Origin of the sequence: Streptomyces rishiriensis, assembly GCF_030815485.1 — a bacterium.
Classification (GTDB): Bacteria; Actinomycetota; Actinomycetes; order Streptomycetales; family Streptomycetaceae; genus Streptomyces; species Streptomyces rishiriensis_A.
In genome coordinates this window covers 6,843,893-6,868,874 of record NZ_JAUSWV010000002.1, presented here as the reverse complement: position 1 = coordinate 6,868,874, position 24,982 = coordinate 6,843,893, and the positions used below count along the sequence as shown (strand labels likewise).

Here is a 24,982-nt window from a genome sequence, read left to right as displayed (position 1 = left end):
CGCAAGGGGACACGGCCTTCACCCCGTGTCCATGTCCCGAGCCCAGGAGTCACGTTCATGAGCGTCAAGGTCTCCGACCACGTCCTTCAGCGGCTGCGGGAGTGGGGAGTGGAGCAGGTCTTCGGCTATCCCGGCGACGGCGTCAACGGCCTGCTCGCCGCCTGGGGCCGGGCCGGGGACGAGCCGCGTTTCGTGCAGTCGCGGCACGCGGAGATGTCCGCGTTCCAGGCGGTCGGCCACGCCAAGTTCAGCGGCCGCCTCGGGGTGTGCGTGGCGTCCTCGGGGCCGGGCGCGATCCACCTGCTCAACGGCCTGTACGACGCGAAGCTCGACCATGTGCCGGTGCTGGCGATCGTCGGTCGGTCGCACCGCTCGGCGATGGGCGGCCCGTACCAGGGGGAGGTGGACCTGCACACGCTCTTCAAGGACGTCGCCTCGGAGTTCGTGGAGACGGTGACGGCCCCCGAGCAGGTGCCGAACGTCCTGGACCGGGCGATCCGCACCGCGTACGCCCGCCGCTGCCCGACCGCGGTCGTCATCCCCGCGGACGTGCAGGAGCTCGCCTGCGCGGCACCCGCCCACGAGTTCGGGACGGTGCCGTCCGGTCTCGGCCCGAGCGAGGGGACGACGATCCCGTCGGAGGAGTCCCTGCGGCGGGCCGCCGACCTCCTCAACTCCGGTGACAAGGTGGCGATCCTGGTCGGCCAGGGCGCCGCCGGGGCCCGGGCAGAGGTCGAGCGGATCGCCGAACTGCTCGGTGCCGGCGTCGCGAAGGCACTGCTCGGCAAGGACACCCTGAGCGACGAACTGCCCTACGTCACCGGCTCGGTCGGCCCGTTCGGCACCCGGCCGTCCTACGAGCTGATGCGCGACTGCGACACCTTGTTGACGATCGGCTCGTCCTTTCCGTACCCACAGTTCCTGCCGGAGTCCGGCCGGGCGCGGGGCGTGCAGATCGACATCGACCCGCGCACGATCGGGACGCGCTATCCGTACGAGGTGAACCTCGTCGGGGACGCGCGGGAGACCCTGCGCCGGCTGATCCCGATGATCAGGGGCGAGGAACGCGGCCGGGAGTGGTTCGACACCGTTGGTGACAACGTACGGCGCTGGAACGACGTGCTGGACCGGCGGGCGCGGCTGTCGGCCGACCCGATCAACCCGGAGTACGTGGCCCGCGCGCTGTCCCCGCTGCTCCCGCCCGACGCGATCGTCACCGCGGACTCGGGTTCGGTGGCGAGCTGGTACGCCCGCCACGTCACGCTGCGCCCGGGGATGCGCGGTTCCCTCTCCGGCACGCTGGCGACGATGGGCTGCGCGGTGCCGTACGCGATCGGCGCGAAGTTCGCCCACCCGGACCGGCCGGTGATCGCGCTGGTCGGTGACGGGGCGATGCAGATGAACGGGCTCGCGGAGCTGATCACGGCCGCCAAGTACCAGGATCGCTGGGCGGATCCGCGGCTGGTCGTCGCGGTGTGGAACAACCGCGACCTGAACCAGGTGACCTGGGAGATGCGCGCCATGAGCGGCGCTCCGTCCTTCCTGCCCTCGCAGGAGCTGCCGGACGTGCCGTACGCGGCGTTCGCCCGCTCCCTGGGGCTGACCGGGGTGCGGGTGGAGACGCCGGAGGACGTCGAGCGCGGCTGGCGTACGGCCCTGGAGGCGGACGGCCCCGCCGTCGTCGAGTTCCTCACCGATCCGGCCGTGCCGCCGGTCCCGCCGCACGCCACCTGGGAGCAGATCGAGGCCACGGTCGCCTCGGCTCTCAAGGGCGACGCCGACGGGGGTTCCATGATCAGACAGGGCTTCATGGCGAAGGTGCAGGAGTTCCTGCCGGGACCGCTGGAGAAGTGACCCGGCGACCCCGTGTCGGCTCCCTGTCCTCGGGTACGCGGTGCGCACCGACACCGTGGAAGACCTGGAGGGAGAGACATGCAGCGAGGCAGCGACCGGCTGAGCGTGCACCGGGACGACGAGATGAAGCACGAATTGCAGGGTCTGCTGAGGTCCGGTCACCCCACGCGGGTGGAGGAGTGGCACGACCCCGAGCCGTCCGCCGAGGACGACCCCGAGATCTGGGGCGGGCCGGTGGTGCCCGGGAGCTCCCGGGCGACGCTGGAGACCCTGCGGCTGGAACTGGCACGGACCCTGGGACGCAGTTCCTTCCCCGCGGACGCGGGCGCGCTGGCCGTGGGCCTGCGCCGCAAGAACGCGCCGGACGCGCTGGTGGAAGCGGTACGGCAGCTGCCGTCCGAGGACCGCTACGCCACCGTCCAGGAACTGGCCGAGGCACTGGTCGAAAGCCGCCGGTGACGGCACGGGACCGAGCCGGCGGGACCGGGCCCACCGAGGCCGGCATCTGAAGGACCTGCCGACATCACAGGGACCCCTGGGCCCCTGGGGCCCCAAGGGCCCCGAGCACACGGAAAGGACGTTGAACTCTCATGCGCATCGCGTTTCTGGTGGCGCCCGAAGGCGTCGAGCAGGTCGAGCTCACCGACCCCTGGCAGGCGGCGGTTGACGCGGGCCACGAGCCCGTCCTGGTGTCGACCGAACCGGGCGAGATCCAGGCGTTCAACCATCTCGACAAGGCGGACACGTTCCGGGTCGACGAGGTCGTCGGCGAGGTGTCCGCGGAGTCCTTCGGCGGGCTGGTCCTGCCGGGCGGGGTCGCGAACCCCGACTTCCTGCGCACCGACGACAAGGCCGTGGCGTTCGTCAAGGACTTCTTCGAGCAGGGCCGCCCGGTCGCCGCGATCTGCCACGCCCCGTGGACGCTCGTCGAGGCGGACGTCGTACGGGGCCGGGTGCTGACCTCGTGGCCGAGCCTCGCGACGGATCTGCGCAACGCGGGCGCCACCTGGGTCGACGAGCAGGTGAAGATCTGCGACCACGGCCCCAACAAGCTGGTCACCAGCCGCAAGCCGGACGACCTGAAGGCCTTCTGCGAGACGTTCGTGGACGTGTTCGCACAGGAGGCGGGCTGACCGTAGCCGGAGCTCGGCGCCAGTCACCGAAAGCCGGCGCCAGGTCGGCGCCGGCTCCGCACGAGCCGACCGAGATCGGGGAAGGCCCGGCAGACGGCGAAGACCGCGACAGAGGCCGCGACGGAGGGAACAGTCGGACGGCTCCGGTGGGCTCAGGCCTCGCCGGGGCCGCTCGTCGTTCCCGGGCCCCACTTGCCGACCGGAGCGCCCGCCGGACCGCCTTCCGAGGTCTTCGGGCTGCCGCCCGGGGCCTGGCGCGAGCCGGGTCGGTCGGCTTCGACGGCTCGCTCCCTCGCCCCGTCCCGGGTACGGCCGGGCGAGACGAAGCGGCGCGGGTTGCGGCGCAGGTACTCGCCCTCCAGCTGGGCCATGCGGCCGTTATGGGCGCGCAGGGCGTCGTTCGAGCCGTACAGCAGGGTGTCGTGGCGCGTGCGGTGGATCGTCTCCAGCTCTTTCATCAGCTGCTGATCGTCCAGCCGCTCAGGTTCGACTCCGGTCATGGTCATGCCCCGCTCGTCGTGGTCGTCCATGCGGTCCGGGTACCCACCCGCGAGCACGTCCCCGCATCCACTGTACGAACATTCGGGCCCCCGGGCCCCGCGGGCCTGCCTGGGGAGCGCGCTCCCTGCCTACCTGGCCCGCTCCACGCGCCGCTCGTCCCACACCGGCTCCGCGGTCTCCCGGACCCGGCCGTCGCTGCCGAAGACCAGGTAACGGTCGAAGGAGCGGGCGAACCAGCGGTCGTGGGTGACGGCGAGAACCGTTCCGTCGAAGGCCTCCAGGCCCTCCTGGAGCGCTTCGGCGGACTCCAGGTCGAGGTTGTCGGTCGGCTCGTCGAGGAGCAGGGCGGTGACGCCCTGCAGTTCCAGCAGCAGGATCTGGAAGCGGGCCTGCTGGCCGCCGGAGAGCCGGTCGAAGCTCTGTTCGGCCTGCTGGGTCAGCTCGTACCGGCGCAGCCGGGACATGGCCGCGCCCCGGTCCTGGGAGTGTTCGCTCCACAGGATGTCCAGGAGCTTGCGGCCCAGGAGCTCGGGGTGGGCATGGGTCTGGGCGAAGTGGCCGGGCACCACCCGCGCGCCGAGCTTCCACTCCCCCGTGTGCGCCACGGTGTCGCCGGCGAGCAGGCGCAGGAAGTGCGACTTGCCCGAGCCGTTGGAACCGAGGACGGCGACCCGCTCGCCGTAGAAGACCTCCAGGTCGAAGGGCTTCATCAGACCGGTGAGCTCCAGTCCCTTGCAGGTGACCGCCCGCACGCCCGTGCGGCCGCCCTTGAGGCGCATCGTGATGTCCTGCTCGCGGGGCGGCTCCGGCGGCGGGCCGGCCTCCTCGAACTTGCGCAGCCGGGTCTGCGCGGCCTGGTAGCGGGAGGCCAGCTCATGGCTGATGGAGGCAGCCTGACGCAGGCTCAGGACCAGCTTCTTCAGCTGGGCGTGCTTCTCGTCCCAGCGGCGGCGCAGCTCCTCGAAGCGGGCGAACCGTTCACGGCGGGCCTCGTGGTACGTGGCGAAGCCGCCGCCGTGCACCCAGGCGTCGGCGCCGGCCGGGCCGGGCTCTACGGAGACGATCTTCTCGGCGGCGCGGGAGAGGAGTTCGCGGTCGTGGGAGACGAAGAGGACCGTCTTGCGGGTCTCCTTCAGCCGTTCCTCCAGCCACCGCTTGCCCGGCACGTCGAGGTAGTTGTCCGGCTCGTCGAGCAGCAGCACCTCGTCGGTGCCGCGCAGCAGCGCCTCCAGCACGAGCCGCTTCTGTTCGCCGCCGGAGAGGGTGCGCACGAGGCGGAACTGGGCCTTGTCGTAGGGGACGCCGAGCGCGGCCATGGTGCACATGTCCCACAGGGTCTCGGCCTCGTACCCGCGCACCTCGGCCCAGTCGGCGAGGGCCTGCGCGTACTGGAGCTGCGCGGTCTCGTCGTCGACGGTCATGATCGCGTGCTCGGCCTCGTCGACGGCCTTCGCCACCTCGCGGATGCGGGGCGAAGCCACGGACACCAGCAGGTCCCGGACGGTCGTCTCGTCCCGCACGGAGCCCACGAACTGACGCATCACGCCGAGACCGCCGGACACGGTGACGGTCCCGCCGTGCGGTTTCAGCTCGGAGGAGATCAGCCGCAGCAGGGTCGTCTTGCCCGCGCCGTTGGGTCCGACCAGCGCCACCACGGCCCCTTCACCCACCCGGAAGGACACGTCGCCGAGCAACGCCCTCCCGTCGGGGAGGTAGTACTCGAGGTGCGCGGCTTCCAGGTGTCCCATGAGGCGCATTCTGCGGGCCGCCCACGGGATGCGGCAAACCGTTATGCGCGGCCCGGCGGGGAAGGCGTGCCGTCGCCCGTCAGCCGCCCGCCTCCGTCACCGGCTGCCCCGCGGGGCCGGCCTCGCCCGCGGGCACGACCGTCGCGCCCGCCCAGGACAGGGCCTTCCAGCCGTCGGCCGGGGAACCCTCGAGGACGACGGCGCCGGTGTTGGCGAGCCGGTTGGCCGCGGCGAAGGGCACGTCGACGTTGTCGGCGCGGGTGGCCGCCCACGCGCGGATCGCGGCGCCGTGGCTGACCATCGCGACGGTTCCCGCGCCGCTCGCGGCGGCCTCGGCGACCACGGCGTCGTACCGCGCCAGGAACTCGGAACCGCTCTCCCCGCCCGGCATACGCAGCTCGACGTCGCCGGCCGCCCAGGCGAACACCGTGCGCATGTAGAGCTCGCCGCGCTCCGAGTTGCCGGACACCATCTCGAGGTCGCCCGCGGAGATCTCCCGGATGCCGTCGCGGACGAGTACGTCGAGGCCGCGGGCGGCGGCCAGCGGGGCGGCGGTGAGCCGGGTGCGTACGAGGGTGGAGGCGTAGAGGGTCTCGATGTCCTCGTCCGCGAGGGCCTGCGGCAGGGCGGCGGCCTGCCGGGCGCCGAGTTCGGTGAGGCCGGGGCCGGGGACCGCGGTGTCGAGCAGGTAGTCCACGTTGGTGGGGGTCTGGCCGTGGCGGACGAGCAGCAGTCGCATGCAGTGACCCTCCGGTGTCGGAAGCCGCCCCGCACAAGAAACGGCCACTTCAGGGTACTCGCAGCGGATGATTCCCCATGTCGGTCCCAGCGTCCTGAAGCCCGGTCGGCACGGCCCGCGCGGTCTGTTCCTCGCCCTCGACGACCAGGTGTTCGCGTTCGCCGCCGAACGGCACTGGCCGGCCGCCGAGCCGGTCCTGCCGCGGCTGAGCCGGGGCGCGAACCACGGCCTGCTCTGGTTCGCGACGGCGGCCGCCCTCGCCGTGTCCGGCACGCCCCGGGGCCGCCGCGCCGCCGTGCGCGGGCTGGCCTCACTCGGTCTGGCCTCCCTCACCATCAACACCGTCGGCAAGCCATCGGTACGCCGGTCCCGGCCGGCGCTGGACGCGGTGCCGCTGGGGCGGCGGCTGAAGCGGCAGCCGATCACCACGTCCTTCCCGTCCGGCCACTCCGCGTCGGCGGCGGCCTTCGCGGCCGGGGTCGCCCTGGAGTCGCCGACATGGGGCGCGGTGGTGGCGCCGGTCGCGTTCTCGGTCGCGATGTCCCGGGTGTACACGGGCGTCCACTTCCCGAGCGACGTGCTCGCGGGCGCGGCGCTGGGCGTCGGCGCCGCGTTCGCCGTCCGGCGGGCCTTGCGTCCCCGACGGCGAAGTCACCGGGACACGGAGGACGACTGACGCGCCGTCAGCCCACAGTGCAAGACGAATGGTCTCACGATCCGGTCATCGACGTACGGTGAGGGAACCGGGGACCCGGTTCGTCGAGAAGGGGTAGAACCATGCCGAAAGCACAGGAGACGGCCGTCTACACGCACGGACACCACGAGTCGGTGCTGCGCTCGCACACCTGGCGGACCGCCGCCAACTCCGCTGCCTACCTGCTCGGTTCGCTGAAACCCCACATGAAGATCCTGGACATCGGCTGCGGCCCGGGCACCATCACGGCCGACCTGGCCGCCCTGGTCCCCGACGGGCACGTCACCGGCGTCGACCACGCGCCGGGGATCCTGGAACAGGCGCGTGGCGCGGCCGCCGAGCGGGCCCTGACCAACATCGACTTCGCGGTCGCCGACGTACACGCCCTGGACTTTCCGGACGACACGTTCTGCGTCGTCCACGCCCACCAGGTGCTCCAGCACGTCGGCGACCCGGTGCAGGCGCTGCGCGAGATGCTGCGGGTGACGAGGCCGGGCGGCTACGTCGCCGTCCGGGACTCCGACTACGCGGCGATGACCTGGTATCCCGCCTCGTCCGGGATGGACGACTGGCTGGACCTGTACCGCCGGGTGGCGCGGGCCAACGGCGGCGAACCGGACGCCGGGCGGCGGCTGAAGTCGTGGGCGCTGGCCGCGGGATTCACCGACATCACGGCCACCTCCGCCACCTGGACCTTCAGCACCGCCGAGGAGCGGGCCTGGTGGAGCGGCCTGTGGGCCGACCGCACCGTGGCCTCGGCGTACGCGGAGCGCGCCACCCGGGGCGGACACGCCACGGTGGAGGATCTGCACGCCGTGTCGGAGGCCTGGCGGGAGTGGGGGCGGCGGGAGGACGGCTGGTTCAGCGTCCTGCACGCGGAGATCCTGTGCCGGAAGGCCGCCTGACGCGTGCGGGCATCACGCACGCGCTCGACGGGTGTGCGGACGCACCACGAAGGATCCGCGCACGCATCGTGGACGACTCGCGCACGACTCGAAAACGAACCGCGAATGATTTCCGCAATCCGGGAAACCCGCATGGCAGGAGGTTGACACTATGGTTCCCGTTCTGCTGGTTCTGCTGCTGGTGCTGATTCTTTTCGGCGCCGGATTCGCGGTGAAGTTGCTCTGGTGGATCGCACTCGCGGTTCTCGTCCTCTGGCTGCTCGGCTTCCTGGCTCGCGGAACCACTTCCGCGGGAGGCAGGGGTCGCTGGTACAGGTGGTGAGCTGAGGCAGTGAAGCAACGCCGGACCGGCTTCCCGGGGAGTGGGGCGACTCACTCCCGGGGAAGCAGCGGTCCCAGCGGCCCGAGGTCCAGATTCAGGTCCTCGGGCCGCAGTCCGTAGCGTTCGCGCAACTCGGTCATCCGGTCGTCCAGCAGCATCAGGGTGAGCCCGATCCGCTCCTCCTGCTCCTCGCTCAGATCGCCCGTGTCGAAGCGGCGCAGCGCCTGCCGTTCCATCAGCTGGCGCAGCAACTCCACGACGGTCAGCACGAGTTTCACCAGATCGCGCTCGACGGTGTCCGGTTCGAGATCGAGATGGTTGCGGCGTTCGGTCACAGCGACTCCCCCCATGGCGACGGCACCTGCTCATTGACGGAGCTGATCAGCGCGTTGAGGTCGATGCGGACGAGGTCGACGTCCGCGATGCGCAGGGTGATGTCCCCCGTGATGACGACCCCGCCGGCCAGCAGCCGGTCGAGCAGGTCGACGAGAGCGACCTCACGGCGCTCCACCACGGTCATGCGCCCTCCCCCGTTTCCACGGCGCCCGGCTCACCGGCGGACTCCACGAAGGAATAGGCGGCCCACGGTCCCGTGAGTTCCACACGCATTCCGGGTTCCTGTCCCTTGGTGCGGTCCACCATTTCCACGAATTCCTCGGATTCCGCGCGCGGAACGAGATAGGCGGCGTTCAGTACGTTCTGTCCGGACGCCTCGGCCAGGGCGGAGTTCTGCGGCGGATGCAGGCGGGCGTCGTCGGCGTGCGCGGACAACTGAGCGTGAAGGCTTCCGGCGAACCGCTCGGCGCGCTGCCAGGCGTCCTCGTGGGCCCGGGCCCTGGAGCGCCGCTGCATCAGGTAGTCCCGGCCCGAGGCGGGCTTGCTCACCGCCCGCTCGGACTCCTGAGCCTCGGCCTCCACATACACCTTCACCCCCCACTCGACCCGGCCGGCGAGCCGGTCCAGGACGCGCCGGAAGTCGTCCTCGCGCTCCTCCATCATCACGCGGACGCCGCTGTCGTCCCGGAACACCGTGGCGAGCCGCAGGGGCAGCGGTGTGGTGACGGCCGTGAGGGCGTCGATCACCTGTTGATGGGCGCGGGCGGTCGCGGTCAGCCAGTCCAGGTCCTCCAGATGGCGCCGGAGCGGCTCCTCCGCGAAGTCCCGCTCCGGCACATGGCTGACCACGGCGATCAGGCCGCGGTGGGTGAGCAGTCTGGGCGGGTCGCCCGCCACCCCCGACAGCGCGGCCTGGAGGGGCGCGCCGAGGGGGTGACAGACGGCGTACACGTACCGCAGTCCGGTCATGGTGACTCCTCTCGGACGTCCTTCGGGGCGCTGCCGTCCTTCGAGGCGCGCCCCTCCTTCAGGACACGGCTCTCCTCCGGGGCGCGGCCCAGCTCCAGTTCCTCCAGCCGCGCCAGCCGCTCCCGCAACTCGGCGTTCTCACGCGCGAGTTCGTTGCGGCGGGCGCCGGAGGACAGCGCCGGGTCGTCCTCCCACCAGTCGATGCCCATCTCCTTGGCCTTGTCGACGGAGGCGACGATGAGGCGGAGCTTGATGGTGAGCAGTTCGATGTCGAGCAGGTTGATCCGGATGTCGCCCGCGATGACGATGCCCTTGTCGAGGACACGTTCCAGGATGTCGGCGAGATTGGCTCCGCCGCCCTGGCCGTACGGCTCCGGCATCCGGCTCGGCATGCTCATCGCCGGCTCCGGCCCCTGGCGGGCGCGTCCTCGGCCCGGGGCTCCTCCTCGGGCTCCTCCTCGTCGTACTCCTCGTACTCGTCCTCGGCGGCCTCGGGCTCGCCCTCCTCCTCTTCCTCCTCGTACTCGCCCTCGGGCTCCGCCTCGTCGTCCTCTACTTCCTCGTCCTCGGCGACCGGGCCCTCGTCCTCGTCGTCGTACTCCTCATCGTCCTCCCGGCCGCGGTCCCCGGCATCCCGCGCCTCGGCGCCCTCCTCGGGCTCGCCGTTCTCGTCGTTCTCGTCGTTCTCGTCGTTCTCCTCGGCGACCGCGTCCTCGTGGGACGTGACGACCTCGCCGTCGCGGATCTCACCGCGCCAGCTGTCCTGCGCCTCCCCCTTGATCGTGATGAAGCGGGCGAAGTTCTTCAGGTCGAGGCGGGCACGGCGGCCCTGGGCGCGCCAGATGTTGCCGGTCTTCTCGAACAGCCCCGTGGGGTAGTACTCGATGACCAGCAGGATCCGGGTGAGGTTGTCGGCGAGCTCGTGGAAGGAGACGACGCCCTTCGTCGTGCCCTTGGCGCCCTCCGACGTCCAGGCGATCCGGTCGTCCGGCACCTGTTCGGTGGTCTTCGCCTTCCAGCTGCGGTTGGACCAGAAGACCTTCGCCTGCCAGTCGCTGGTGGTGTCGTCGGCGCGGTTGGCGCTCTTGACGCCCTTGGCGAAGGTGCTGAAGTCCTGGTACTGCGTCCACTGGTCGTAGGCGGTGCGCAGCGGCACGCCGACGTCGATCGTCTCCATGATCACGGTCGGCTTCTTGCCCGCGCTCTTCTTGCCCTTGCCCTTGCCGCCGAGGTTCTTGAAGGCGCCGGTCACCTTGTCCTTCGCCTTCGAGGCGCCGAGCTCCAGCGCGCTGCGCAGCGGCCCCTTGCCCTCGGCGACCTTGCGACCGCCTTCGAGGGCGAGCTTGGCGAAGCCGGGGCTGTTGCCCTCGGCGATGTCGTTCAGCTTGGCGGTGGTGTCGCCGAGCTTGTGGCCGACCCCGGTCAGCAGGCGTGTGACCTGCGCGGCGAGGTACTCCTGCACCTCTTCCTTGAGCCGGTCGGCGGCCTCGCTGTGGGCGACTCCGGAGAGCGGGTTGCCACCCGCCGCCTTGCCGGCCGCGGAAGTCGCGGACTTGGCGGATCCGAGGGTCTCGGTCATCGGTCGTCGCCTCCCTTCGGCCGCCGGGAGGTGGTACCCGAGGCAGCCTTCGATGCGGTCCTCGCGCCCGTCTTCGGGGCCGACGCGGTCTTCTTCGCGGCGGTGGCGCGGGCCGGAGCCTTCTTGGCGGGCGCCTTCTTCGCGGGGGCCTTCTTGGCCGTCTTCTTCGCGGGTGCCTTCTTCGGCGGTTCCTCTTCGTCGCCCTCGTCGTCGGCGTCGCGCTCGTCGTCCTCGTCGTCCTCGTCGGCGTCCTCGTCGGCGGCGTCCTGAGGCTCGTCGTCCTCGTCCTCGTCGGAAGCGTCCCGAGGCGCCTCGTCCTCCTCGTCCTCCTCCTCGTCCGCGTCCTGCCGGCCGGGCACCACGCCGTCGAGCTGGTCGCGCACCTCGGCGGTGCGGCCGTGCAGCCGGTCCGCGAGGGATTCGATCTGCCGCTCGACCATGGCGCCGGAGGCGGCCTTGCCGACCCCGCGCAGGTCCTGACGCAGCTGATCCCCGATCTCCTTGAACTGAGGGTTGTCCCGCAGTTGCTGGGAGACCAGATCCGCGATGCCCTTGGGGGTCAGGTTCAGCCGCTTGCCGGCCACCAAGGAGCCGACGGCGAAAGCCAGTTTCAGTTTCTTGGTACGTCCGAGGAAATACCCGGCCCCGACCGCCAGGCCCAATGCCGTTCGGTTCATCCTGTCCACCCGTCGTCCGTTCCCGCACTTCTGCGCGTAGCGCTCTCCAGCCGATCGAGGAGTTCGTCCTCCTGCTGGTCGAACTCCTCCTCAGTGATCTCGCCGGCGTCCAACCGCTCCTCCAGACGCGCGAGTTCGGCCCGGACCGTGGCGGGGTCGTAATAGATCCGCTCGGCCTCCCGGACCACCTGTTCGATCACCCAGCCGCTGCCGCGCACCGGGGCGAACGGCAACAGCAGCACCTCTGAGATGAGACCCATGGCGCACCTGCCTACTCCGTGCCGGTGCCCGCCGGTGCGGCCGGACCCGGTTCGACAAAGCTGTACGGCGGCAGCGGCCCGTTGACGCGCAGTTCGAGGTGCGGACGGCCCTTGCGGAGCTCCTCCGCGGCCTCCAGGAACCCGGCCGCCGAGTCGCGGTCCACCAGGAACGAGACGTTGACCAGCCAGCCCGTGGACTCGGGGCCCACACTGGTGGCCGCGGCCAGCGGCGTGAGGCTCTGCTGCACGTCGGCCGCGTCCTCGGCCTCCTTGGCCTTGACCGCGGCGGCCACCATCTCGCCCAGCTGAAGCTTCTGCTCATAACTGCCGCCGCCCGCCTGCCGGTTGGCCTCCGCGAGACCCCGCAGTTCGGGACTGTCGGCCATCACCTGGTGCAGGACGGCCTCCTCCACGTGCGAGGCCTTGATGTTGTACTCGACCTTGCCTTCGAGGGCCCGCAGACGCTCCTCGTAGTGCTCGGCGCGCTCGGCGAGGACTCCGGTGACGGAACTGTCGTCGGGCGCGACACTGCCGAACCGCATGGGCAGCACACAGCCGTCGGCGCCGGCCTCGGCGAGCACGGTCTGGTGGGCGAGCAGCTCCCTGCGCTTGGGCCGCAGCCCTTCCGGGGCGTCGCTGACGATCGCCGCCAGAGTGCCTTCCTTCAGGACGCGCACCGGCAGAGGCGGGTCGCCGACCCCGGCCAGGCCGTCCGGAAGGTCCGCGTGCGAACCCGCCACGATGCCGTACACGTAGGTGCTCACTCCTGCTCCTCCTTCCGGCGCGCGGTGGTGCTCTTGCGCGTCCGCGGCCTGGACTCCCGCTCCTCCTGGGCGGAGCCCTCGTCACGGGCCTGCTTGAAGGCTCCGGAGATGGTCTCCGCGGCGCCGGACAAGGCGCCCTTGGACTTGCCGCGCGCGCCGGACTCGGTGATCTCGCCGACCAGGTCGGGCAGGCCCGGGCTCTTGCGCGGCCCCGCCTCCAGGTCCAGGCGGTTGCACGCCTCGGCGAAGCGCAGGTAGGTGTCCACGCTGGCCACCACGACACGTACGTCGATCTTGAGAATCTCGATTCCGACGAGGGAGACCCGTATGAACGCGTCGATGACGAGACCCCTGTCGAGGACGAGCTCCAGCACGTCGTAGAGGCCGCTGGAGCCGCCTCCGCCGCCGGACTGTTGTGCCGGGACAACGGTCATGTCGACCGCGCCTCCTTCTGTGGGAGTGGATGATCGGTCATGAATGCGGGCCGGCGGCCTAGCGGCCGCCCGGCCGGTGCGAGTCGGAGCGCCCACGCTCGTAGCGGCGAACACGCCGGTAGCCGGTGAGCTGGCCCTCGGGGTCGAGTTCCACCTGGTAGCTCGCCATCAGGCTCATCGTGTCGGGCACGCGGGCGAGCTCCAGAACCTCGACGTCCAGGGACCAGCCGTCCTCCGTCTGCTCGAAGGACGAAACGCTCTCGGCGGTCATCCCCGTCAGCTCCGTGAGCTGGGCCCGCGCCTGGCGCAGCACCTCCATGGGGCTCGGCCGGTCGTCCGCCACGTCGTCCTTGCCTTCCCTGGTCGTCGGAGTCCGCGCACTCTCCGGACTCTCTGATCTCTGCGGTCTCTTCGAACCCCGGTGACCTCGTGAACCCCGCGGAGTCCGGGAACTTCCCTCGTCACCGGAAGTCCCTGTGGTCCGTGAGGTCCGCGAGGTCCGTGAACTTCGCGAAGGGTGCGGTTCTTGCGATTTAGGTGTTTCGTGTTCTCTATGTGAATCGTGAGACGCGTGTGACTGTGATGTGCTTTCTGTGTTCACCATGGCCACCTCTTCTTCCGTGTGGCCCAAAGGCTCTTGGCCAAACCTTCACGCGTCACGGAGTGCGTCGAGCCGCCGTCTGGCGGGCCCCAGGGCGCGCACGCGGCCCGTCAGCCCCGACCAGGGACGGGCATGGGCCTGCTCGGCGGCGTCGGCGATGGTCCAGCGGCGCGGACCGAGCTCCGGATCGCGCAGCTGATCCCAGGTGATGGGCGTGGCGACGGGCGCCCCGGGCAGCGCGCGCACCGTGAAGGGGGCGACGGCGGTCTGCGCGTAGCCGTTGCGCTGCACGTCCAGGTAGAGCCGGTCGCCGCGGTCCTTCTTGCGCGCGGCCGTGGTCAGCCGGTCGGGGTGCTCCGCCACGAGCAGCTCGGCGGCGTCCCGGGCGAAGCCGCGCACCTCGTCGAAGTCGTCGCGTCCGTCCACCGGGACGACGACGTGCAGTCCGCGCGAGCCCGTCGTCATCAGGGCCGAAGGCAGCCCCAGCTGGTCGAGGAGCTCGCCGAGCCGTTCGGCGGCCTCCCGGACGGCGGCGAAGCGGGAACCGTCGGCCGGGTCGAGGTCGAAGATCATCAGGTCCGGGCGGTCGACCCTCCCGACCCGGGAGAGCCAGCGGTGCACGGTGAGGCACGCCTGGTCGGCGAGGTAGGCCAGGGTGGCGGAGTCGTCGCAGACGGTATGGCGGACGGTGCCGTCCTCCTTGGCCACCTCGGCCCGCTTGATCCATTCCGGATAGTGCTCGGGGGTGTTCTTCTGCATGAAGCGGGGCCCGTCGATCCCGTCCGGATGCCGTTCCAGCATCAGCGGCCGGCCGCGCAGCTGCGGAAGCATGAACGCGGAGACCGACCGGTAGTACGCGACCAGATCTCCCTTCGTGTACTGCTTCGCCTCCCCACCGCCCGGAAAGAGCACCTTGTCCGGACGGTGGACCTCGATGCTGCGGCGGCCCACCCGCACCTTTCGTACGGCGTCGCCGCTCACGGGGCGATCGCCTGCTCCACCAGCAGCCGGGCGGACGCCGCGATCGACTCGGCGTCGATGCCCGCGGCGTGCAGCTGCTCGGCCGGGCTCGCCGAGCCGGGCATCGTCCGGACGGCGAGCCGCACCAGCCGGGGCACCGGCCGCCCGTCCAGGAAGGCGTCGAGGACCGCGTCCCCGAGCCCGCCCTGTTCGTGGTGGTCCTCCACGCTCATCAGCAGCCCCGTCTCCTCGGCGGCCTGCCGCAGCGTGGCCCGGTCGACGGGCTTGACCGAGTAGAGGTCGACGACCCGGACCGCGATGCCCTCGCCGTCGAGCGCCTCCGCGGCCTTCAGGGCCTCGTGCACGGTGACGCCGGCCGCGACGATCGTCAGCCGGTCGCGGTCGGAGGAGCGCAGCACCTTGCTCCCGCCGACGGGGAACTCCTCGTCCGGCCCGTAGAGCACCGGGGCGGCGCCGCGTGAGGTGCGCAGATAGCGGACGCCGTCCAGGCCGGCCATGGCCGCGACGAGCCGCGCGGTCTGATGCGGGTCGCACGGGTACAGCACGGTCGAGCCGTGCACGGCCCGGAACATCGCCAGGTCCTCGAGACCCATCTGCGAGGGCCCGTCCTGTCCGATGGCGACCCCCGCGTGCGAGCCGACGAGATTGATGCCGGCCCCGCTCACCGCGGCCATGCGGACGAAGTCGTGGGCCCGGGTCAGGAAGGCCGCGAACGTCGAGGCGTAAGGGACCCAGCCGCGCGTCGCGAGGCCGACCGCCGCGGCGACGAGCTGCTGTTCGGCGATGTAGCACTCGAAGAACCGGTCGGGGTGCTCCTTGGCGAAGGCCTCGGCGCGCGTGGAGTCGCTCACCTCGCCGTCGAGGGCGACGATGTCCTCGCGGGCTGCCCCGAGCGCGGTGAGGGCTTCGCCGTAGGCGTCACGGGTCGCCACGCCCTTCTCGCGGTCCTCCCCCTCCCAGCGGGGCAGCACGAGGGGCCCGGTCGGGACGGAGTGCAGCATGCGGGCGGCGGCCGGCTCCTGCACGTGGACACGCAGGCTGCGGATGCCGCCCAGTTCCTCGATCGCCTCGTCGGCGTCGGGCAGCGGCTTGCCGTGCAGGCCCTCGCGGTCCTCCACGGACCGCACGCCCCTGCCCTTGAGGGTGCGGGCGAGGATCACGGTGGGCTGCCCCAGGGTGGAGGCCGCCTCGCCGTAGGCGCGGTCGACGGCGTCGACGTCGTGTCCGTCGATCTCTGTCGTGTGCCAGCCGAAGGCCTGGAAGCGGCGGGCGTACGCGTCGAGGTCGTGGCCGTGCCGGGTGGGGCCGCGCTGGCCGAGCCGGTTGACGTCGACGACCACCGTGAGGTTGTCGAGGTGTTCGTGGCCCGCGTGCTCCGCGGCCTCCCACACCGAGCCCTCGGCGAGTTCGCTGTCGCCGCACAGCACCCACACCCGGTATCCGACGCGGTCCAGCCGCTTCCCGGCCAGCGCGATGCCGACGCCCACCGGCAGCCCCTGGCCGAGCGAGCCGGTGGCCGTCTCGACCCACGGCAGCCGCTGCGGGGTGGGGTGTCCCTCGAGCCGGCTGCCGAGTTCGCGGAAGGTCAGGAGCTCCTCGTCGTCGATGGCTCCGGCGGCCTTGTAGGCGGAGTACAGCAGGGGGGAGGCATGGCCCTTCGAGAGCACGAAGCGGTCGTTGCCCGGGTGCGCCGGGCGGTCGAAGTCGTAGCGGAAGTGGTTCGCGAGCAGTACGGCCATCAGGTCCGCGGCCGACATCGAGGACGTCGGATGTCCGGATCCCGCGGCGGCGGAGGCACGCACGCTGTCGACCCGCAACTGCTGTCCGAGTGCGGTGAGTTGGGCGGTGTCCATCGGACTAGCGGCCTCCTTCCGCGCGGTCGTCGCCGCCCTCGGCTGGGTCGTTGTCGACGGGGGTGTTCTCGCCGGGGGCGGGGGCCGGATCGTTCCCGTCCGCCCCCCGGCCTGACTGCTTCCTCGCGGCCTCGGGGTCCGGTCGGCTCCCCACGGACCCGGCGTCGGTCCCGTCGGTCCTGTCGGTCCGCACGGCCGCCGGCCCGTCACTGTGCCGCCCCACCTCGGGTGTCGGCGAGTCGATCGACTGGGAGCCCTCCTCCGGCGACGACTGGCCCACCCGGGACCCGCTCCCACCGCCCGAATGCTGTCCCACCTCGGGTGTCGGCGCGGTGATCGACTGGGAACCGTCCTCGGGCGCGGGGTGGTGCTCGCCGGACCCGCCGGTCGCCTTCTTCGTCTCGTTCACGTCGTTCACGTCGTTCACGTCGTTTCCTTCGTTCTTGTCGTCGGCGTTCTGGTCGTGGGCGTTCTCGACGTCCGCGTTCTCGACGTCCGCGTCGTGCGCGTCGTGCGCGTCCGCCGCGGTGGCCGCGCCGGGACCGGAGGCCGCCGGTTGGCGCCCGTTCTCTCCCGGCATCCGTGCCAGTTCCGGCGACGCCGTGTCCAGCGGCACCGACCAGGACCGGACCAGACCCAGCTGCACGTCCTGTCGCGGGAGTACGGCGTCCAGCAGCCAGTCGGCGGCGACGCGCACGCGGTTGCCGGGCATGGCGGCGAGATGGTAGCCACGGGCCACCGCGCCGGCCGCGGGGCCGGACAGGTGGACGCCGAGCGGATTGGCTGCGGCCTGCACCCCGCCCAGGTCCACGACGAACCCCATGTCCTTGTGCCGGTAGGGCCGCAGACCGGCCGGACCGCCGCCCTCGACGAGAGAGGCGGCGACGTTCTGGCCGGCCACCTTGCCCTGCCGCCACGCGTGCTGGGCGGTCATCGGCGTGTACTCACCGGGCTTCTCCAGATCGGGTACGGCGGCCGCGTCACCGCACGCGAACACCTCGGGCCTGCCCGGAACCTGCAGGGTCGGTTCCACGAGCAACCGCCCGCGTTCCATGGGCAGCCCGAGCGACTCGGCCAGCGGATCGGGCCGTACGCCCACGCACCACGCCAGGGTGCGGGTGGCGACGAACTCGCCGTCGGTCAGCAGGACTCCGTCGCGGGTCGCCTCCTTGACGGAGGTCCCCATGCGCACCTCGACGCCCCGTTCGCGCAGCACCCGGTCGGCGGTGCGGGAGAGCCGCTCGTCCAGCTCGGGCAGGACCCGCGGCGCGACGTCGAGAAGCAGCCAGCGTGGCCGCATGCCCCGGCGCAGGGGGTGGGCGCGCACCAGGGCGTCGGTGAACAGCTGCCCCTGTGCGGCGACTTCGGTGCCGGTGTAGCCCGCGCCGACCACGACGAACGTACAACGCGCCGTACGCTCGGCCGCGTCGGCGCCGGAGGCGGCCAACTCCACCTGCCGGGTGAGGTGATCACGCAGGTAGAGGGCTTCGGGCAGGCCGCGGAATCCGTGTGCGTGCTCGGCGACGCCGGGAATGGGCAGCAACTTGTTCACGCTGCCTGCGGCGAGCACGAGCCGGTCGTAGCCGAGCGTGCCCTTGTCGCCTTCGGGGTTCGTGTAGTGGACGGTGCGCGCGTCGAGGTCGACGTGTTCGGCCTCGCCGAGCACCGGCCGCACCTCACGAAGGGTCCCCGACAGGGAGACGGTGACCCGCCGCGGCTCGAGGATGCCCGCCGCCACCTGGGGCAGCAGAGGCAGGTACAGGAAGTAGTCGGTCGGGTTGAGCAGAGTGATGTCGGCCCGCCCTCTGGCCGCCCGCGCCAGGGTGCGGGCCGTCCGGTACCCGGCGAAGCCGGCTCCGACGATCACGATGCGGGGACGCCTCACGTGGGCCTCCGATGGGGTTCGGGCGGTTTTCGTACGAAGGTTTCCGCGTCCCCCCGGCAGAAGCCGCCAAACGTGGGCCGGCGCCCCCTCCGGCCGCCCGTGTCCGCAGCGTGACGGCCCGGAGGGCCGGGACGCCCGCGCACACCGGGCGGCCCCGCGGCAGCGTGTGCCGCGGGGCCGCCCGGCTGCCGAACACGTGACGCGGCTACGTCACTTCGGCGTCGGCGCGCCGCCCGTCAGACCTGCTGCGGACGCTCGGGATCGATGTCGTCGGCGCGCGGCGCCTCGCCCGGCTGCGGCACGTGGGCGCCGGGCGCGGTCGGCGGCATCGGGGGGTACGCCAGCCCGGTACCGCCGGGCGGCCCGGCCGGCGGCGTACCGCCGATGACGCGGCCGGGGCCCTTGTCCGGTGCCGCGCCGAGGCCGGCCTTGGGCGATGACGGGGCGTGCGGCCTCGCGGCTCCGCGCAGCAGGTACGCCGCGACGGCGAGGACCGCGGCGGTGATGAGTGCCGCGACCCAGTCCGGCAGACCGATGTCGAGTGCCAGCCCCACGGCGAGTGCGACGGCCGCGCCCGCGTAGAGGGCGACGGCGCCGGACGCCGCGTAGAGCATGGCCGTACGGCGCTGCTTGCGGGTCTGCTCGCGCAGCTCCTCGCGGATCGTCTCGCGGGCCACCTGCGCCAGCTCGTCGACCAGATGCTTGTCCAGATGCTCCAGGTGATCCATGCGCTCCATGGACCTCGGGTACCCGCTGTCATGGACGCTTAACTCCAGGAACCGGCGCGCCGGAGCGGTGGGGAGGGAACGGGCGGAGGGCCCGGGCGGGGATCGGGTGAAGGGACGACCTCGCCGCGCCCGCCCCAACCAGGCTCGTCCGCAGGGACGTTCCGGGATCCATACTGCGTGTCTGTGTCGACGACCTGGAGGCCTCGGTCTCCTTCTACGAGCGGCTGGCGGGGACCGGCGCGCTCCGCTTCGAGCGGGGCCGGGTCCAAGTGGCCGCGGTCGGCTGCTTCCTGCCGATGAGCGGGCCTGCGGCCGAGCTGGACCTGATCGCCCGCCACCCGGACGGGGCGGTGTGCGGGTACGTCGACCGGCGCGGGTCGTGAGGCGCCGGGCGCGGTGAAATTCCGTGGGCGGCGGTCCGTGGCGGACGTAGAGTCGGGCGTTCGACGGCAGGCACGAGGGAGCGGCAGTGAGCGAGCAGCACACCTACCGGGTGATCGTCCGGGGCACCTGGGACGGCCTCACCGACGAGGGCCGGACCCGGCTCGTCGCCGAGGCCGCCGACCACGGTCTGACGAGCATGCGGTTCACCGAGGAGGGCACGCTGACGTACGAGCCGTCGCCGCTGAAGCACTTCTCCATGCGCTACGTGGTGGTGTCGGACGCGGCGGACGGCGAGGAGATGGCGGGCGCGCTCGCCGAGGAGCGCGCCGAGGCGACGCTGCGGGAACTGGGCCACGGCTTCACCGCGCTGCGGTCGACGGTCACCGACCTCGACACGATGAAGATCAACTACAAGTCCGCATCTCGGCGGTGATCGCCCACCGCTCGTGGTCCCGCCACTCTCCGTCGACGTGGAGCATCTTCGGGGAGAAGCCCTCCCTGCGGAAGCCGCAGCCACGGGCGAGGGCGATCGAGGCGTCGTTGCCGGGCTGCGCGTTGATCTCCAGCCGGTGCAGCCGCATCGGTCCGAACGCGTGCCCCACCACGAGGTCGAGCGCCTCGCGCATCAGCCCGCGTCCGGCCGCGTGCGCGAAGGCGCCGTAGCCCAGTGCGCCGCACTGGAAGCCGCCCTCGACGATGTTGTTGATGTTGACGAACCCGGCGACCGCCCCGTCCTCCAGGGTGCACACGAGGAAGCCCGCCTTCGACGGGTCCTCGATCAGCCGGCCCGCGTAGGCCGTGTAGGCGTCGGCGGTGACCGGCGGGAACAGCCACGGGTGGTGCAGGTCCTTGCTCTCACGCGCGCGGGCCGTGAACTCCGGACCGTCCTCGTACGCGAAGTGACGGATGCCCACGCGGGGGCCCTCGGCGAGGTATCGGGATGCGGTGTGCGGCATCCGGACAGCCTACGACGAGGTCACTTGCGCCGTTTTCTGACGTACGCGAAGGAGGCGCCGCACAGGGCGCCGACGGCCCACATCGCCAGGAGCGCCGTCCACAGCGGCACCGTCACCTCGGGGATCAGCAGCCGGATCTTCACGGGGCGGGTGTTCTCGAAGACGAAGACCAGGGCGAGGACGGCGAGCGCCAGGACGACGATCCGGCCCGGCGTCAGCGCTTCGCCCTTGCCGACGCTCTCGGACGTCTTCGAGGTCTTCCGGCTCATACGGCCAGCCTGGGCCCCGCACCGCGCTCACGCACGGTGAGCCGCGCCCTCCGGGTGAGGCGGCCGGGAGGTCAGCGCAGGGCCGGGGTGTCGAGGGTGAGCGTGCCTTCGTCGGCGTCGAGTACGGCGGGCACGCCGAAGGGCACGGTCAGGGCTCCCTCGCAGTGGCCGAACCCGAGCTCGTCGACGACGGGGACGCCGAGGCCGCCGAGCCGGTCCACGAGGACCGGGCGCAGCTCCTCGTAGGGGCCGCAGCCCTCCCAGGAACCGAGCGCGACACCCGCGACACCGTCCAGCCAGCCGGTGCGCAGGAGCTGGGTGAGGGCCCGGTCGACACGGTACGGCCGCTCCCCCACGTCCTCGATCAGCAGCAGCCCCCCGCCGACGCCGGCCCGGGTGTGCGGGGTGCCGTAGCCCGTGGCCAGCAGCGTCAGGCAGCCGCCCAGGGTGACGCCCCTCGCCCGGCCCCCCGCGATGGGCGTGCCGGTGGAGGCGAGCGTGCGGACGGTTTCCGGGGCGAACAGGGTGCCCCTGAGGTGTTCCTGCGCCCGTGCGCTCTTGATGAAGTCGACGCCGGCGGCCGCGGGCCCGTAGAGCGTGACCAGGCCCAGGCGCAGGGCGAACGCCTCGTGCAGCGCGGTGCTGTCGCTGAAGCCGACGAACACCTTCGGCCCGGCGGCCCGCATCGCGTCCCAGTCGAGCAGGTCGACGATCCGCTGGGCGCCGTAGCCTCCGCGTGCGCACAGCACGGCGTCGACGGCCGGATCGCACCAGGCCCGCTGGAGATCGGCGGCCCGGTCGGCGTCGGCGCCCGCGAGGTGCGGCAGCCGGTCGTGCCGGTCCAGCACATGGGGGGCGACCACGGGGTCGAGGTCCCAGCCGCGCAACAGGTCGAGGCCGGCCTCCAGCCGCTCCTCCGCCACCGGCCCGCTGGGGGCGACGACCGCGATCCGGGCGCCGGGGGCGAGCCGGGACGGCCGCACGAGTTCCTTCACCGCACAAGCTCCAACCTGGGGATTCCGGGCGGGCGCAGCCCGAACACCTGAGCGTACAGCGACAGCTCGGCCTCCAGGGCGCGCACCATCGTGGCCGCCTGCCGGAATCCGTGCCCCTCCCCCTCGAACGCCAGGTACGCGTGCGGCACCGTCCGTCCGGCCAGCCGGGCGAGGAAGCGCTCGCACTGGGCGGGCGGGCAGATCATGTCGTCCAGCCCCTGGAGGAGCAGGAACGGCACGGTGATGCGGTGGGCGTGCTCGATCGGCGAGCGTTGCGCGTAGCGGGCGGGCACCTGCGCGAGGGGGCCGACGAGACTCTCCGGGTAGCGCGACTCGAAGTCGTGGGTCTCCCCCGTCGCCCAGCCCACCAGGTCCAGCACGGGGTAGCGGATCGTGCCGCAGGCGTAGACGTCGGTGCCGGCCAGCGAGACCGCGGCGGTCCAGCCGCCCGCGCTGCCGCCCCGGACGGCCAGCCGCCGGCGGTCGGCGGTGCCCTCGTCGGCGAGGGCGAGGGCGACGGCCGCGCAGTCCTCGACGTCGACCACGCCCCACTGCTCCCGCAACCGCTCCCGGTACTCCCGTCCGTACCCCGTCGAGCCGCCGTAGTCGACCTCGGCTACCCCGATGCCCCGGGAGGTGAAGTAGGCGATCTCCAGATCCAGTACGAGCGGGGCGCGGTCGGTGGGTCCGCCGTGCGCCCACACGACGTAGGGCGGCAGTTCGTGGCCCGGCGCGACATGTCCGGGGTGGTGGGGCGGATAGACGTGCGCGTGGATGTCCCGGCCTTCGGGACCGGTGAACGTACGGATCCGGGGCTCCGGGTAGTAGGCCGGGTCCACCGCGTCGTCGTGCGCGGCACCGACGACCCGGGCCCGGCCGGTCCTGGCGTCCAGCTCCACGACCTCGTACCCGCTGCGCGGACCGGCCGCGACGGCGACGACGCGGTCGCCCTGCACGGCGAGGGTCGGCGCGAACTCCGTCCACGGTCCGGCCGCGTCGACGAGTTCACCGGTCTCCGGGTCGAGGATCCCGAGGACGGTGGCTCCCCGGCCGTGCACGACGGCGACGAGCCCGCTCTCCAGCGGTGCGAACCAGCGCTGCCCGAGCTTCCACAGGGCTCCGCCGAACTCCTCCTCGCGAGGGCAGAGGGGCCGGTGGTCGCGGTACAGGTTCCACCAACCGCTGCGATCACTCGTGTACAGCAGACGGTCTTCCCCGGACTGCGGTCCGGCGTCCGCCGATCGCTGGCCGTCGTCCGCCGGCCGTGCTCCGTCGGGTGCGGACCGTCGGCCGTGGTCCGACGACGGTCGCCCGTATCCCGTCGACGGGATCCAGTCGACCTGGGCGATCGACTCCTGTGGCCCACCGGCCACCACCCGGGCGCCGCCCAGGGTGCCGTCGCCCATGACGTCGGCGACGACCACCTCCGTGCCCTCCCACGGCATCAGGGGGTGGTCCCAGGCCAGCCAGGCGGCCCGGCGGCCGTCCGGCGAGAGGCGCGCACCGGTGACGAACCGGCGTCGGTCGTCGGTGAGTTCACGCACGGCGCCGCGGTCGTCGGCGGCCGAGCCGTCCAGCGGCACCGCGGCCAGCACCCGGCGCACGTCGGTCGGACCCCCGCCCGTGAACTCCTCCAGCACGCACCAGACTTCTCCCCGCTCCAGCAGCAACTGCGGTTCCGCCCACCGCAGTCCACCGCCCACCGACGAGACGGGCGTGAGCGGGCGCGGCTCGGCGCCGTGCGCGGACCCTGGCTCGTACCCGTACAGCCGCTGGTCCGCGAAGTGCACGAACACCACGAGGAGCCGGCCGTCGCGTACGGCACCGGCCCACGGCTGTCCGCCGTACTCGACGACCCGGCTGCGGACGTTCCAGGGCGCGGGCAGGACGGACTCCTCCGTCCCGTCGGGGCGACGCCGCACGAGGGTGCGGCGACCGCGCTCGGCCGGCCGGGGCGCGGTCCACCACACCTCGTCGCCGACGAAGCCGACGTACTCGGGGCGCCCGTCGTGCGTGGCCGTGAGGGCCGCGTCGATGGGCGAGGGCCAGGAACCGTACGGCAGGACCTGCACGTTCTCCCCGTTCGCCTAGGCCGTCCGCAGGAACCGGTCGAGCACCCGCACGCCGAAGTGCAACGCCTCCACCGGGACCCGTTCGTCGACGCCGTGGAAGAGGGCCTGGTAGTCGAAGCCCTCCGGGAGCTTCAGCGGGGCGAAACCGTAACCGGTGATGCCGAGCCGCGAGAACTGCTTGGCGTCGGTGCCGCCGGACATGCAGTACGGCACCACGTGCCCCTCGGGCGCGAACTCCTCGACAGCGGCCCGCATACGGGCGTAGAGCGGGACGTCCACAGGCGCCTGCAGGGCCACCTCACGGTGGTGGAACTCCCAGTCCACGTCGGGTCCCGTGAGGTGGTCGAGGGTGGTGCGGAACTCGTCCTCGCCGCCCGGGACACAGCGGCCGTCGACGTAGGCGACGGCCTCCCCGGGAATCACGTTGACCTTGTAACCGGCGCCCAGCACGGTCGGGTTGGCGCTGTTGCGTACGGTCGCCTCCACCAGGGCGGCCGCCGGGCCGAGCTTCGCCAGCAGAGCGTCCACGTCGCGCAGATCGGCGTCGACGCCGTACAGCGCGGCGAGTTCGGTGAGCGCGGCACGGACCGTCGGAGTGAGCCGCGGGGGCCATTCGTGCTCGCCGATGCGCGTGACGGCGGCGGCCAGGCGGGTCACCGCGTTCTCCCGGTTGACCTTGGAGCCGTGTCCGGCGCGTCCGCGTGCGGTGAGCTTCAGCCAGCCGGTGCCGCGCTCGCCCGCGGCGATGGGGTAGATCTCGCGCCCGGCGCCGTCGTGGAAGGTGAACGCCCCCGATTCGCCGATGGCCTCGGTACAGCCCTCGAACAGTCCCGGATGCCGGTCGGCGAGGAACCCGGAGCCGTCCTCGGCGCTGGCCTCCTCGTCGGCGGTGAAGGCGACGACGAGGTCGCGCCGGGGCCGGACGCCCTGCCGGGCCCAGGCCCTCAGCACGGCCAGGATCATCGCGTCCATGTTCTTCATGTCGACCGCGCCGCGCCCCCACACGACGCCGTCCCGCACCTCCCCGGAGAAGGGGTGGACGCTCCAGTCGGCGGCTTCGGCGGGCACCACGTCCAGGTGACCGTGGACGAGCAGCGCGTCCGCGGTCGGGTCGGTGCCCTCGATCCGCCCGACGACGTTGGTCCGCCCCGGGGTGCGTTCGAGGAGCGCCGGCTCGATGCCCGCCTCGGCCAGGAGCGCGGCGGCGTACTCGGCGGCGGGCCGTTCCCGGCAGTCGCCGCCGCCCCGGTTGGTGGTGTCGATACGGATGAGGTCCGAGGTGAACCGGACGACCTCGTCCCGCGCCCGCGCGTCAGCCATGCCGCTCCTGTCGCTGTCCCGGT

The 24,982-nt window shown here is 72.3% G+C and carries 27 protein-coding genes and 3 pseudogenes; 8 read left to right on the top strand and 22 right to left on the bottom strand.

All coding sequences use genetic code 11. The annotated features are described in order from the left end of the window. The first annotated feature begins 57 nt into the window (after positions 1–57). The 3 genes from QF030_RS32950 (at position 58) to QF030_RS32940 (ending at position 2,987) form a co-directional block, all read left to right on the top strand. Complete coding sequence (locus tag QF030_RS32950) at positions 58–1,854, top strand: thiamine pyrophosphate-requiring protein (RefSeq protein WP_307166210.1); 1,797 nt, start codon at positions 58–60, stop codon at positions 1,852–1,854. A gap of 78 nt (positions 1,855–1,932) precedes the next feature. After that, positions 1,933–2,313, top strand: a complete 381-nt coding sequence (locus QF030_RS32945) for a DUF2795 domain-containing protein (RefSeq protein WP_307166209.1) — start codon at positions 1,933–1,935, stop codon at positions 2,311–2,313. A 131-nt stretch (positions 2,314–2,444) separates the two neighbouring features. Beyond that, positions 2,445–2,987: a type 1 glutamine amidotransferase domain-containing protein gene (locus QF030_RS32940; RefSeq protein ID WP_307166208.1), complete on the top strand. Its 543-nt coding sequence runs from the start codon at positions 2,445–2,447 to the stop codon at positions 2,985–2,987. A 284-nt stretch (positions 2,988–3,271) separates the two neighbouring features. On the opposite strand, the pseudogene QF030_RS32935 reads toward QF030_RS32940, so the two are convergent. The 3 genes and pseudogenes from QF030_RS32935 to QF030_RS32925 form a co-directional block, all read right to left on the bottom strand. Beyond that, positions 3,272–3,517 (bottom strand): annotated as a pseudogene (locus QF030_RS32935) (DUF6158 family protein); the annotation flags it as partial. Between the two features lie 99 nt (positions 3,518–3,616). After that, positions 3,617–5,236, bottom strand: coding sequence for an ABC-F family ATP-binding cassette domain-containing protein (locus tag QF030_RS32930; RefSeq protein ID WP_307166207.1), 1,620 nt, complete (start codon positions 5,234–5,236; stop codon positions 3,617–3,619). A gap of 79 nt (positions 5,237–5,315) precedes the next feature. Next, the gene (locus tag QF030_RS32925; protein WP_307166206.1) at positions 5,316–5,975 is read right to left on the bottom strand and encodes a histidine phosphatase family protein; all 660 of its coding nucleotides are present in this window, start codon (positions 5,973–5,975) and stop codon (positions 5,316–5,318) included. Between the two features lie 67 nt (positions 5,976–6,042). Here QF030_RS32925 and QF030_RS32920 point away from each other — a divergent pair. From QF030_RS32920 to QF030_RS32910, 3 genes and pseudogenes are all read left to right on the top strand, one after another. After that, positions 6,043–6,621 (top strand): annotated as a pseudogene (locus tag QF030_RS32920) (phosphatase PAP2 family protein); the annotation flags it as partial. Positions 6,622–6,752: 131 nt separating this feature from the next. Then, positions 6,753–7,574 (top strand): class I SAM-dependent methyltransferase, encoded by an 822-nt coding sequence (locus QF030_RS32915; protein ID WP_307166205.1) that lies wholly within the window; start codon positions 6,753–6,755, stop codon positions 7,572–7,574. A 151-nt stretch (positions 7,575–7,725) separates the two neighbouring features. Continuing rightward, complete coding sequence (locus QF030_RS32910) at positions 7,726–7,896, top strand: hypothetical protein (protein WP_057602533.1); 171 nt, start codon at positions 7,726–7,728, stop codon at positions 7,894–7,896. Positions 7,897–7,946: 50 nt separating this feature from the next. Here the strand turns inward: QF030_RS32910 and QF030_RS32905 are convergent, their stop codons facing one another. The 14 genes and pseudogenes from QF030_RS32905 to QF030_RS32840 form a co-directional block, all read right to left on the bottom strand. Further along, complete coding sequence (locus tag QF030_RS32905; RefSeq protein WP_307166204.1) at positions 7,947–8,231, bottom strand: gas vesicle protein K; 285 nt, start codon at positions 8,229–8,231, stop codon at positions 7,947–7,949. Continuing rightward, the gene (locus QF030_RS32900; protein WP_057602494.1) at positions 8,228–8,416 is read right to left on the bottom strand and encodes a gas vesicle protein; all 189 of its coding nucleotides are present in this window, start codon (positions 8,414–8,416) and stop codon (positions 8,228–8,230) included. The genes QF030_RS32905 and QF030_RS32900 overlap by 4 nt, the downstream gene beginning before the upstream one ends. After that, positions 8,413–9,201 carry a GvpL/GvpF family gas vesicle protein gene (locus QF030_RS32895; RefSeq protein WP_307166203.1) on the bottom strand — a complete coding sequence of 263 codons (789 nt, stop codon included), beginning with the start codon at positions 9,199–9,201 and terminating at the stop codon, positions 8,413–8,415. The genes QF030_RS32900 and QF030_RS32895 overlap by 4 nt, the downstream gene beginning before the upstream one ends. Next, positions 9,198–9,599 (bottom strand): gas vesicle protein, encoded by a 402-nt coding sequence (locus QF030_RS32890; RefSeq protein ID WP_307166202.1) that lies wholly within the window; start codon positions 9,597–9,599, stop codon positions 9,198–9,200. Before QF030_RS32890 ends, QF030_RS32895 begins: the two co-directional genes overlap by 4 nt. After that, entirely contained in the window at positions 9,596–10,780 is a 1,185-nt protein-coding gene (locus QF030_RS32885; protein WP_307166201.1) for an SRPBCC family protein, read from the bottom strand. The genes QF030_RS32890 and QF030_RS32885 overlap by 4 nt, the downstream gene beginning before the upstream one ends. After that, positions 10,777–11,457, bottom strand: a complete 681-nt coding sequence (locus QF030_RS32880; RefSeq protein ID WP_307166200.1) for a DNA primase — start codon at positions 11,455–11,457, stop codon at positions 10,777–10,779. The genes QF030_RS32885 and QF030_RS32880 overlap by 4 nt, the downstream gene beginning before the upstream one ends. Further along, positions 11,454–11,717: a gas vesicle protein GvpG gene (locus QF030_RS32875; protein WP_307166199.1), complete on the bottom strand. Its 264-nt coding sequence runs from the start codon at positions 11,715–11,717 to the stop codon at positions 11,454–11,456. The genes QF030_RS32880 and QF030_RS32875 overlap by 4 nt, the downstream gene beginning before the upstream one ends. Before the next feature lie 11 nt (positions 11,718–11,728). Next, entirely contained in the window at positions 11,729–12,481 is a 753-nt protein-coding gene (locus QF030_RS32870) for a GvpL/GvpF family gas vesicle protein (protein ID WP_307166198.1), read from the bottom strand. Beyond that, positions 12,478–12,915 (bottom strand): gas vesicle structural protein GvpA, encoded by a 438-nt coding sequence (locus QF030_RS32865; RefSeq protein ID WP_307166197.1) that lies wholly within the window; start codon positions 12,913–12,915, stop codon positions 12,478–12,480. Before QF030_RS32865 ends, QF030_RS32870 begins: the two co-directional genes overlap by 4 nt. 58 nt (positions 12,916–12,973) lie before the next feature. Next, positions 12,974–13,258 (bottom strand): annotated as a pseudogene (locus QF030_RS32860) (gas vesicle protein GvpO); the annotation flags it as partial. Positions 13,259–13,564: 306 nt separating this feature from the next. Further along, positions 13,565–14,497: a non-homologous end-joining DNA ligase gene (gene ligD, locus QF030_RS32855; RefSeq protein WP_307166196.1), complete on the bottom strand. Its 933-nt coding sequence runs from the start codon at positions 14,495–14,497 to the stop codon at positions 13,565–13,567. Continuing rightward, the gene (locus tag QF030_RS32850) at positions 14,494–16,350 is read right to left on the bottom strand and encodes a transketolase (protein WP_307166195.1); all 1,857 of its coding nucleotides are present in this window, start codon (positions 16,348–16,350) and stop codon (positions 14,494–14,496) included. The genes ligD and QF030_RS32850 overlap by 4 nt, the downstream gene beginning before the upstream one ends. Positions 16,351–16,354: 4 nt before the next feature. Continuing rightward, positions 16,355–18,235 (bottom strand): NAD(P)/FAD-dependent oxidoreductase, encoded by a 1,881-nt coding sequence (locus tag QF030_RS32845; protein WP_307166194.1) that lies wholly within the window; start codon positions 18,233–18,235, stop codon positions 16,355–16,357. A 236-nt stretch (positions 18,236–18,471) separates the two neighbouring features. Continuing rightward, on the bottom strand, positions 18,472–18,972 hold the full coding sequence (locus tag QF030_RS32840) for a phage holin family protein (protein WP_307166193.1): 501 nt from the start codon (positions 18,970–18,972) through the stop codon (positions 18,472–18,474). A 161-nt stretch (positions 18,973–19,133) separates the two neighbouring features. Between QF030_RS32840 and QF030_RS32835 the strand changes: the two genes are divergently transcribed. Next, a complete protein-coding gene (locus QF030_RS32835) occupies positions 19,134–19,346 on the top strand; it encodes a hypothetical protein (protein ID WP_307167770.1) in 213 nt (70 codons plus the stop codon). Positions 19,347–19,432: 86 nt separating this feature from the next. Then, positions 19,433–19,780 (top strand): DUF6204 family protein, encoded by a 348-nt coding sequence (locus QF030_RS32830; protein WP_307166192.1) that lies wholly within the window; start codon positions 19,433–19,435, stop codon positions 19,778–19,780. Here the strand turns inward: QF030_RS32830 and QF030_RS32825 are convergent. From QF030_RS32825 to QF030_RS32805, 5 genes are all read right to left on the bottom strand, one after another. Beyond that, positions 19,752–20,303 carry a GNAT family N-acetyltransferase gene (locus tag QF030_RS32825; RefSeq protein WP_307166191.1) on the bottom strand — a complete coding sequence of 184 codons (552 nt, stop codon included), beginning with the start codon at positions 20,301–20,303 and terminating at the stop codon, positions 19,752–19,754. The two genes, QF030_RS32830 and QF030_RS32825, sit on opposite strands and share 29 nt — an antisense overlap. A 20-nt stretch (positions 20,304–20,323) precedes the next feature. Beyond that, positions 20,324–20,572 carry a LapA family protein gene (locus QF030_RS32820; RefSeq protein ID WP_307166190.1) on the bottom strand — a complete coding sequence of 83 codons (249 nt, stop codon included), beginning with the start codon at positions 20,570–20,572 and terminating at the stop codon, positions 20,324–20,326. 71 nt (positions 20,573–20,643) lie between these two features. Continuing rightward, positions 20,644–21,567, bottom strand: a complete 924-nt coding sequence (locus QF030_RS32815) for a S66 peptidase family protein (protein ID WP_307166189.1) — start codon at positions 21,565–21,567, stop codon at positions 20,644–20,646. Next, positions 21,564–23,639: a S9 family peptidase gene (locus QF030_RS32810; protein WP_307166188.1), complete on the bottom strand. Its 2,076-nt coding sequence runs from the start codon at positions 23,637–23,639 to the stop codon at positions 21,564–21,566. The genes QF030_RS32815 and QF030_RS32810 overlap by 4 nt, the downstream gene beginning before the upstream one ends. 15 nt (positions 23,640–23,654) lie before the next feature. After that, positions 23,655–24,959: a M20/M25/M40 family metallo-hydrolase gene (locus QF030_RS32805; RefSeq protein WP_307166187.1), complete on the bottom strand. Its 1,305-nt coding sequence runs from the start codon at positions 24,957–24,959 to the stop codon at positions 23,655–23,657. Positions 24,960–24,982: the final 23 nt, after the last annotated feature.

What these genes read in the sequence shown, in the direction of transcription:
- QF030_RS32950 (WP_307166210.1), top strand. Translation starts at nt 58, where the DNA reads ATGAGCGTCAAGGTCTCCGACCACGTCCTTCAGCGGCTGCGGGAGTGG.
- QF030_RS32945 (WP_307166209.1), top strand. Translation starts at nt 1,933, where the DNA reads ATGCAGCGAGGCAGCGACCGGCTGAGCGTGCACCGGGACGACGAGATG.
- QF030_RS32940 (WP_307166208.1), top strand. Translation starts at nt 2,445, where the DNA reads ATGCGCATCGCGTTTCTGGTGGCGCCCGAAGGCGTCGAGCAGGTCGAG.
- QF030_RS32930 (WP_307166207.1), bottom strand. Translation starts at nt 5,236, where the DNA reads ATGGGACACCTGGAAGCCGCGCACCTCGAGTACTACCTCCCCGACGGG.
- QF030_RS32925 (WP_307166206.1), bottom strand. Translation starts at nt 5,975, where the DNA reads ATGCGACTGCTGCTCGTCCGCCACGGCCAGACCCCCACCAACGTGGAC.
- QF030_RS32915 (WP_307166205.1), top strand. Translation starts at nt 6,753, where the DNA reads ATGCCGAAAGCACAGGAGACGGCCGTCTACACGCACGGACACCACGAG.
- QF030_RS32910 (WP_057602533.1), top strand. Translation starts at nt 7,726, where the DNA reads ATGGTTCCCGTTCTGCTGGTTCTGCTGCTGGTGCTGATTCTTTTCGGC.
- QF030_RS32900 (WP_057602494.1), bottom strand. Translation starts at nt 8,416, where the DNA reads ATGACCGTGGTGGAGCGCCGTGAGGTCGCTCTCGTCGACCTGCTCGAC.
- QF030_RS32895 (WP_307166203.1), bottom strand. Translation starts at nt 9,201, where the DNA reads ATGACCGGACTGCGGTACGTGTACGCCGTCTGTCACCCCCTCGGCGCG.
- QF030_RS32890 (WP_307166202.1), bottom strand. Translation starts at nt 9,599, where the DNA reads ATGAGCATGCCGAGCCGGATGCCGGAGCCGTACGGCCAGGGCGGCGGA.
- QF030_RS32885 (WP_307166201.1), bottom strand. Translation starts at nt 10,780, where the DNA reads ATGACCGAGACCCTCGGATCCGCCAAGTCCGCGACTTCCGCGGCCGGC.
- QF030_RS32880 (WP_307166200.1), bottom strand. Translation starts at nt 11,457, where the DNA reads ATGAACCGAACGGCATTGGGCCTGGCGGTCGGGGCCGGGTATTTCCTC.
- QF030_RS32875 (WP_307166199.1), bottom strand. Translation starts at nt 11,717, where the DNA reads ATGGGTCTCATCTCAGAGGTGCTGCTGTTGCCGTTCGCCCCGGTGCGC.
- QF030_RS32865 (WP_307166197.1), bottom strand. Translation starts at nt 12,915, where the DNA reads ATGACCGTTGTCCCGGCACAACAGTCCGGCGGCGGAGGCGGCTCCAGC.
- QF030_RS32850 (WP_307166195.1), bottom strand. Translation starts at nt 16,350, where the DNA reads ATGGACACCGCCCAACTCACCGCACTCGGACAGCAGTTGCGGGTCGAC.
- QF030_RS32840 (WP_307166193.1), bottom strand. Translation starts at nt 18,972, where the DNA reads ATGGAGCGCATGGATCACCTGGAGCATCTGGACAAGCATCTGGTCGAC.
- QF030_RS32825 (WP_307166191.1), bottom strand. Translation starts at nt 20,303, where the DNA reads ATGCCGCACACCGCATCCCGATACCTCGCCGAGGGCCCCCGCGTGGGC.
- QF030_RS32820 (WP_307166190.1), bottom strand. Translation starts at nt 20,572, where the DNA reads ATGAGCCGGAAGACCTCGAAGACGTCCGAGAGCGTCGGCAAGGGCGAA.
- QF030_RS32805 (WP_307166187.1), bottom strand. Translation starts at nt 24,959, where the DNA reads ATGGCTGACGCGCGGGCGCGGGACGAGGTCGTCCGGTTCACCTCGGAC.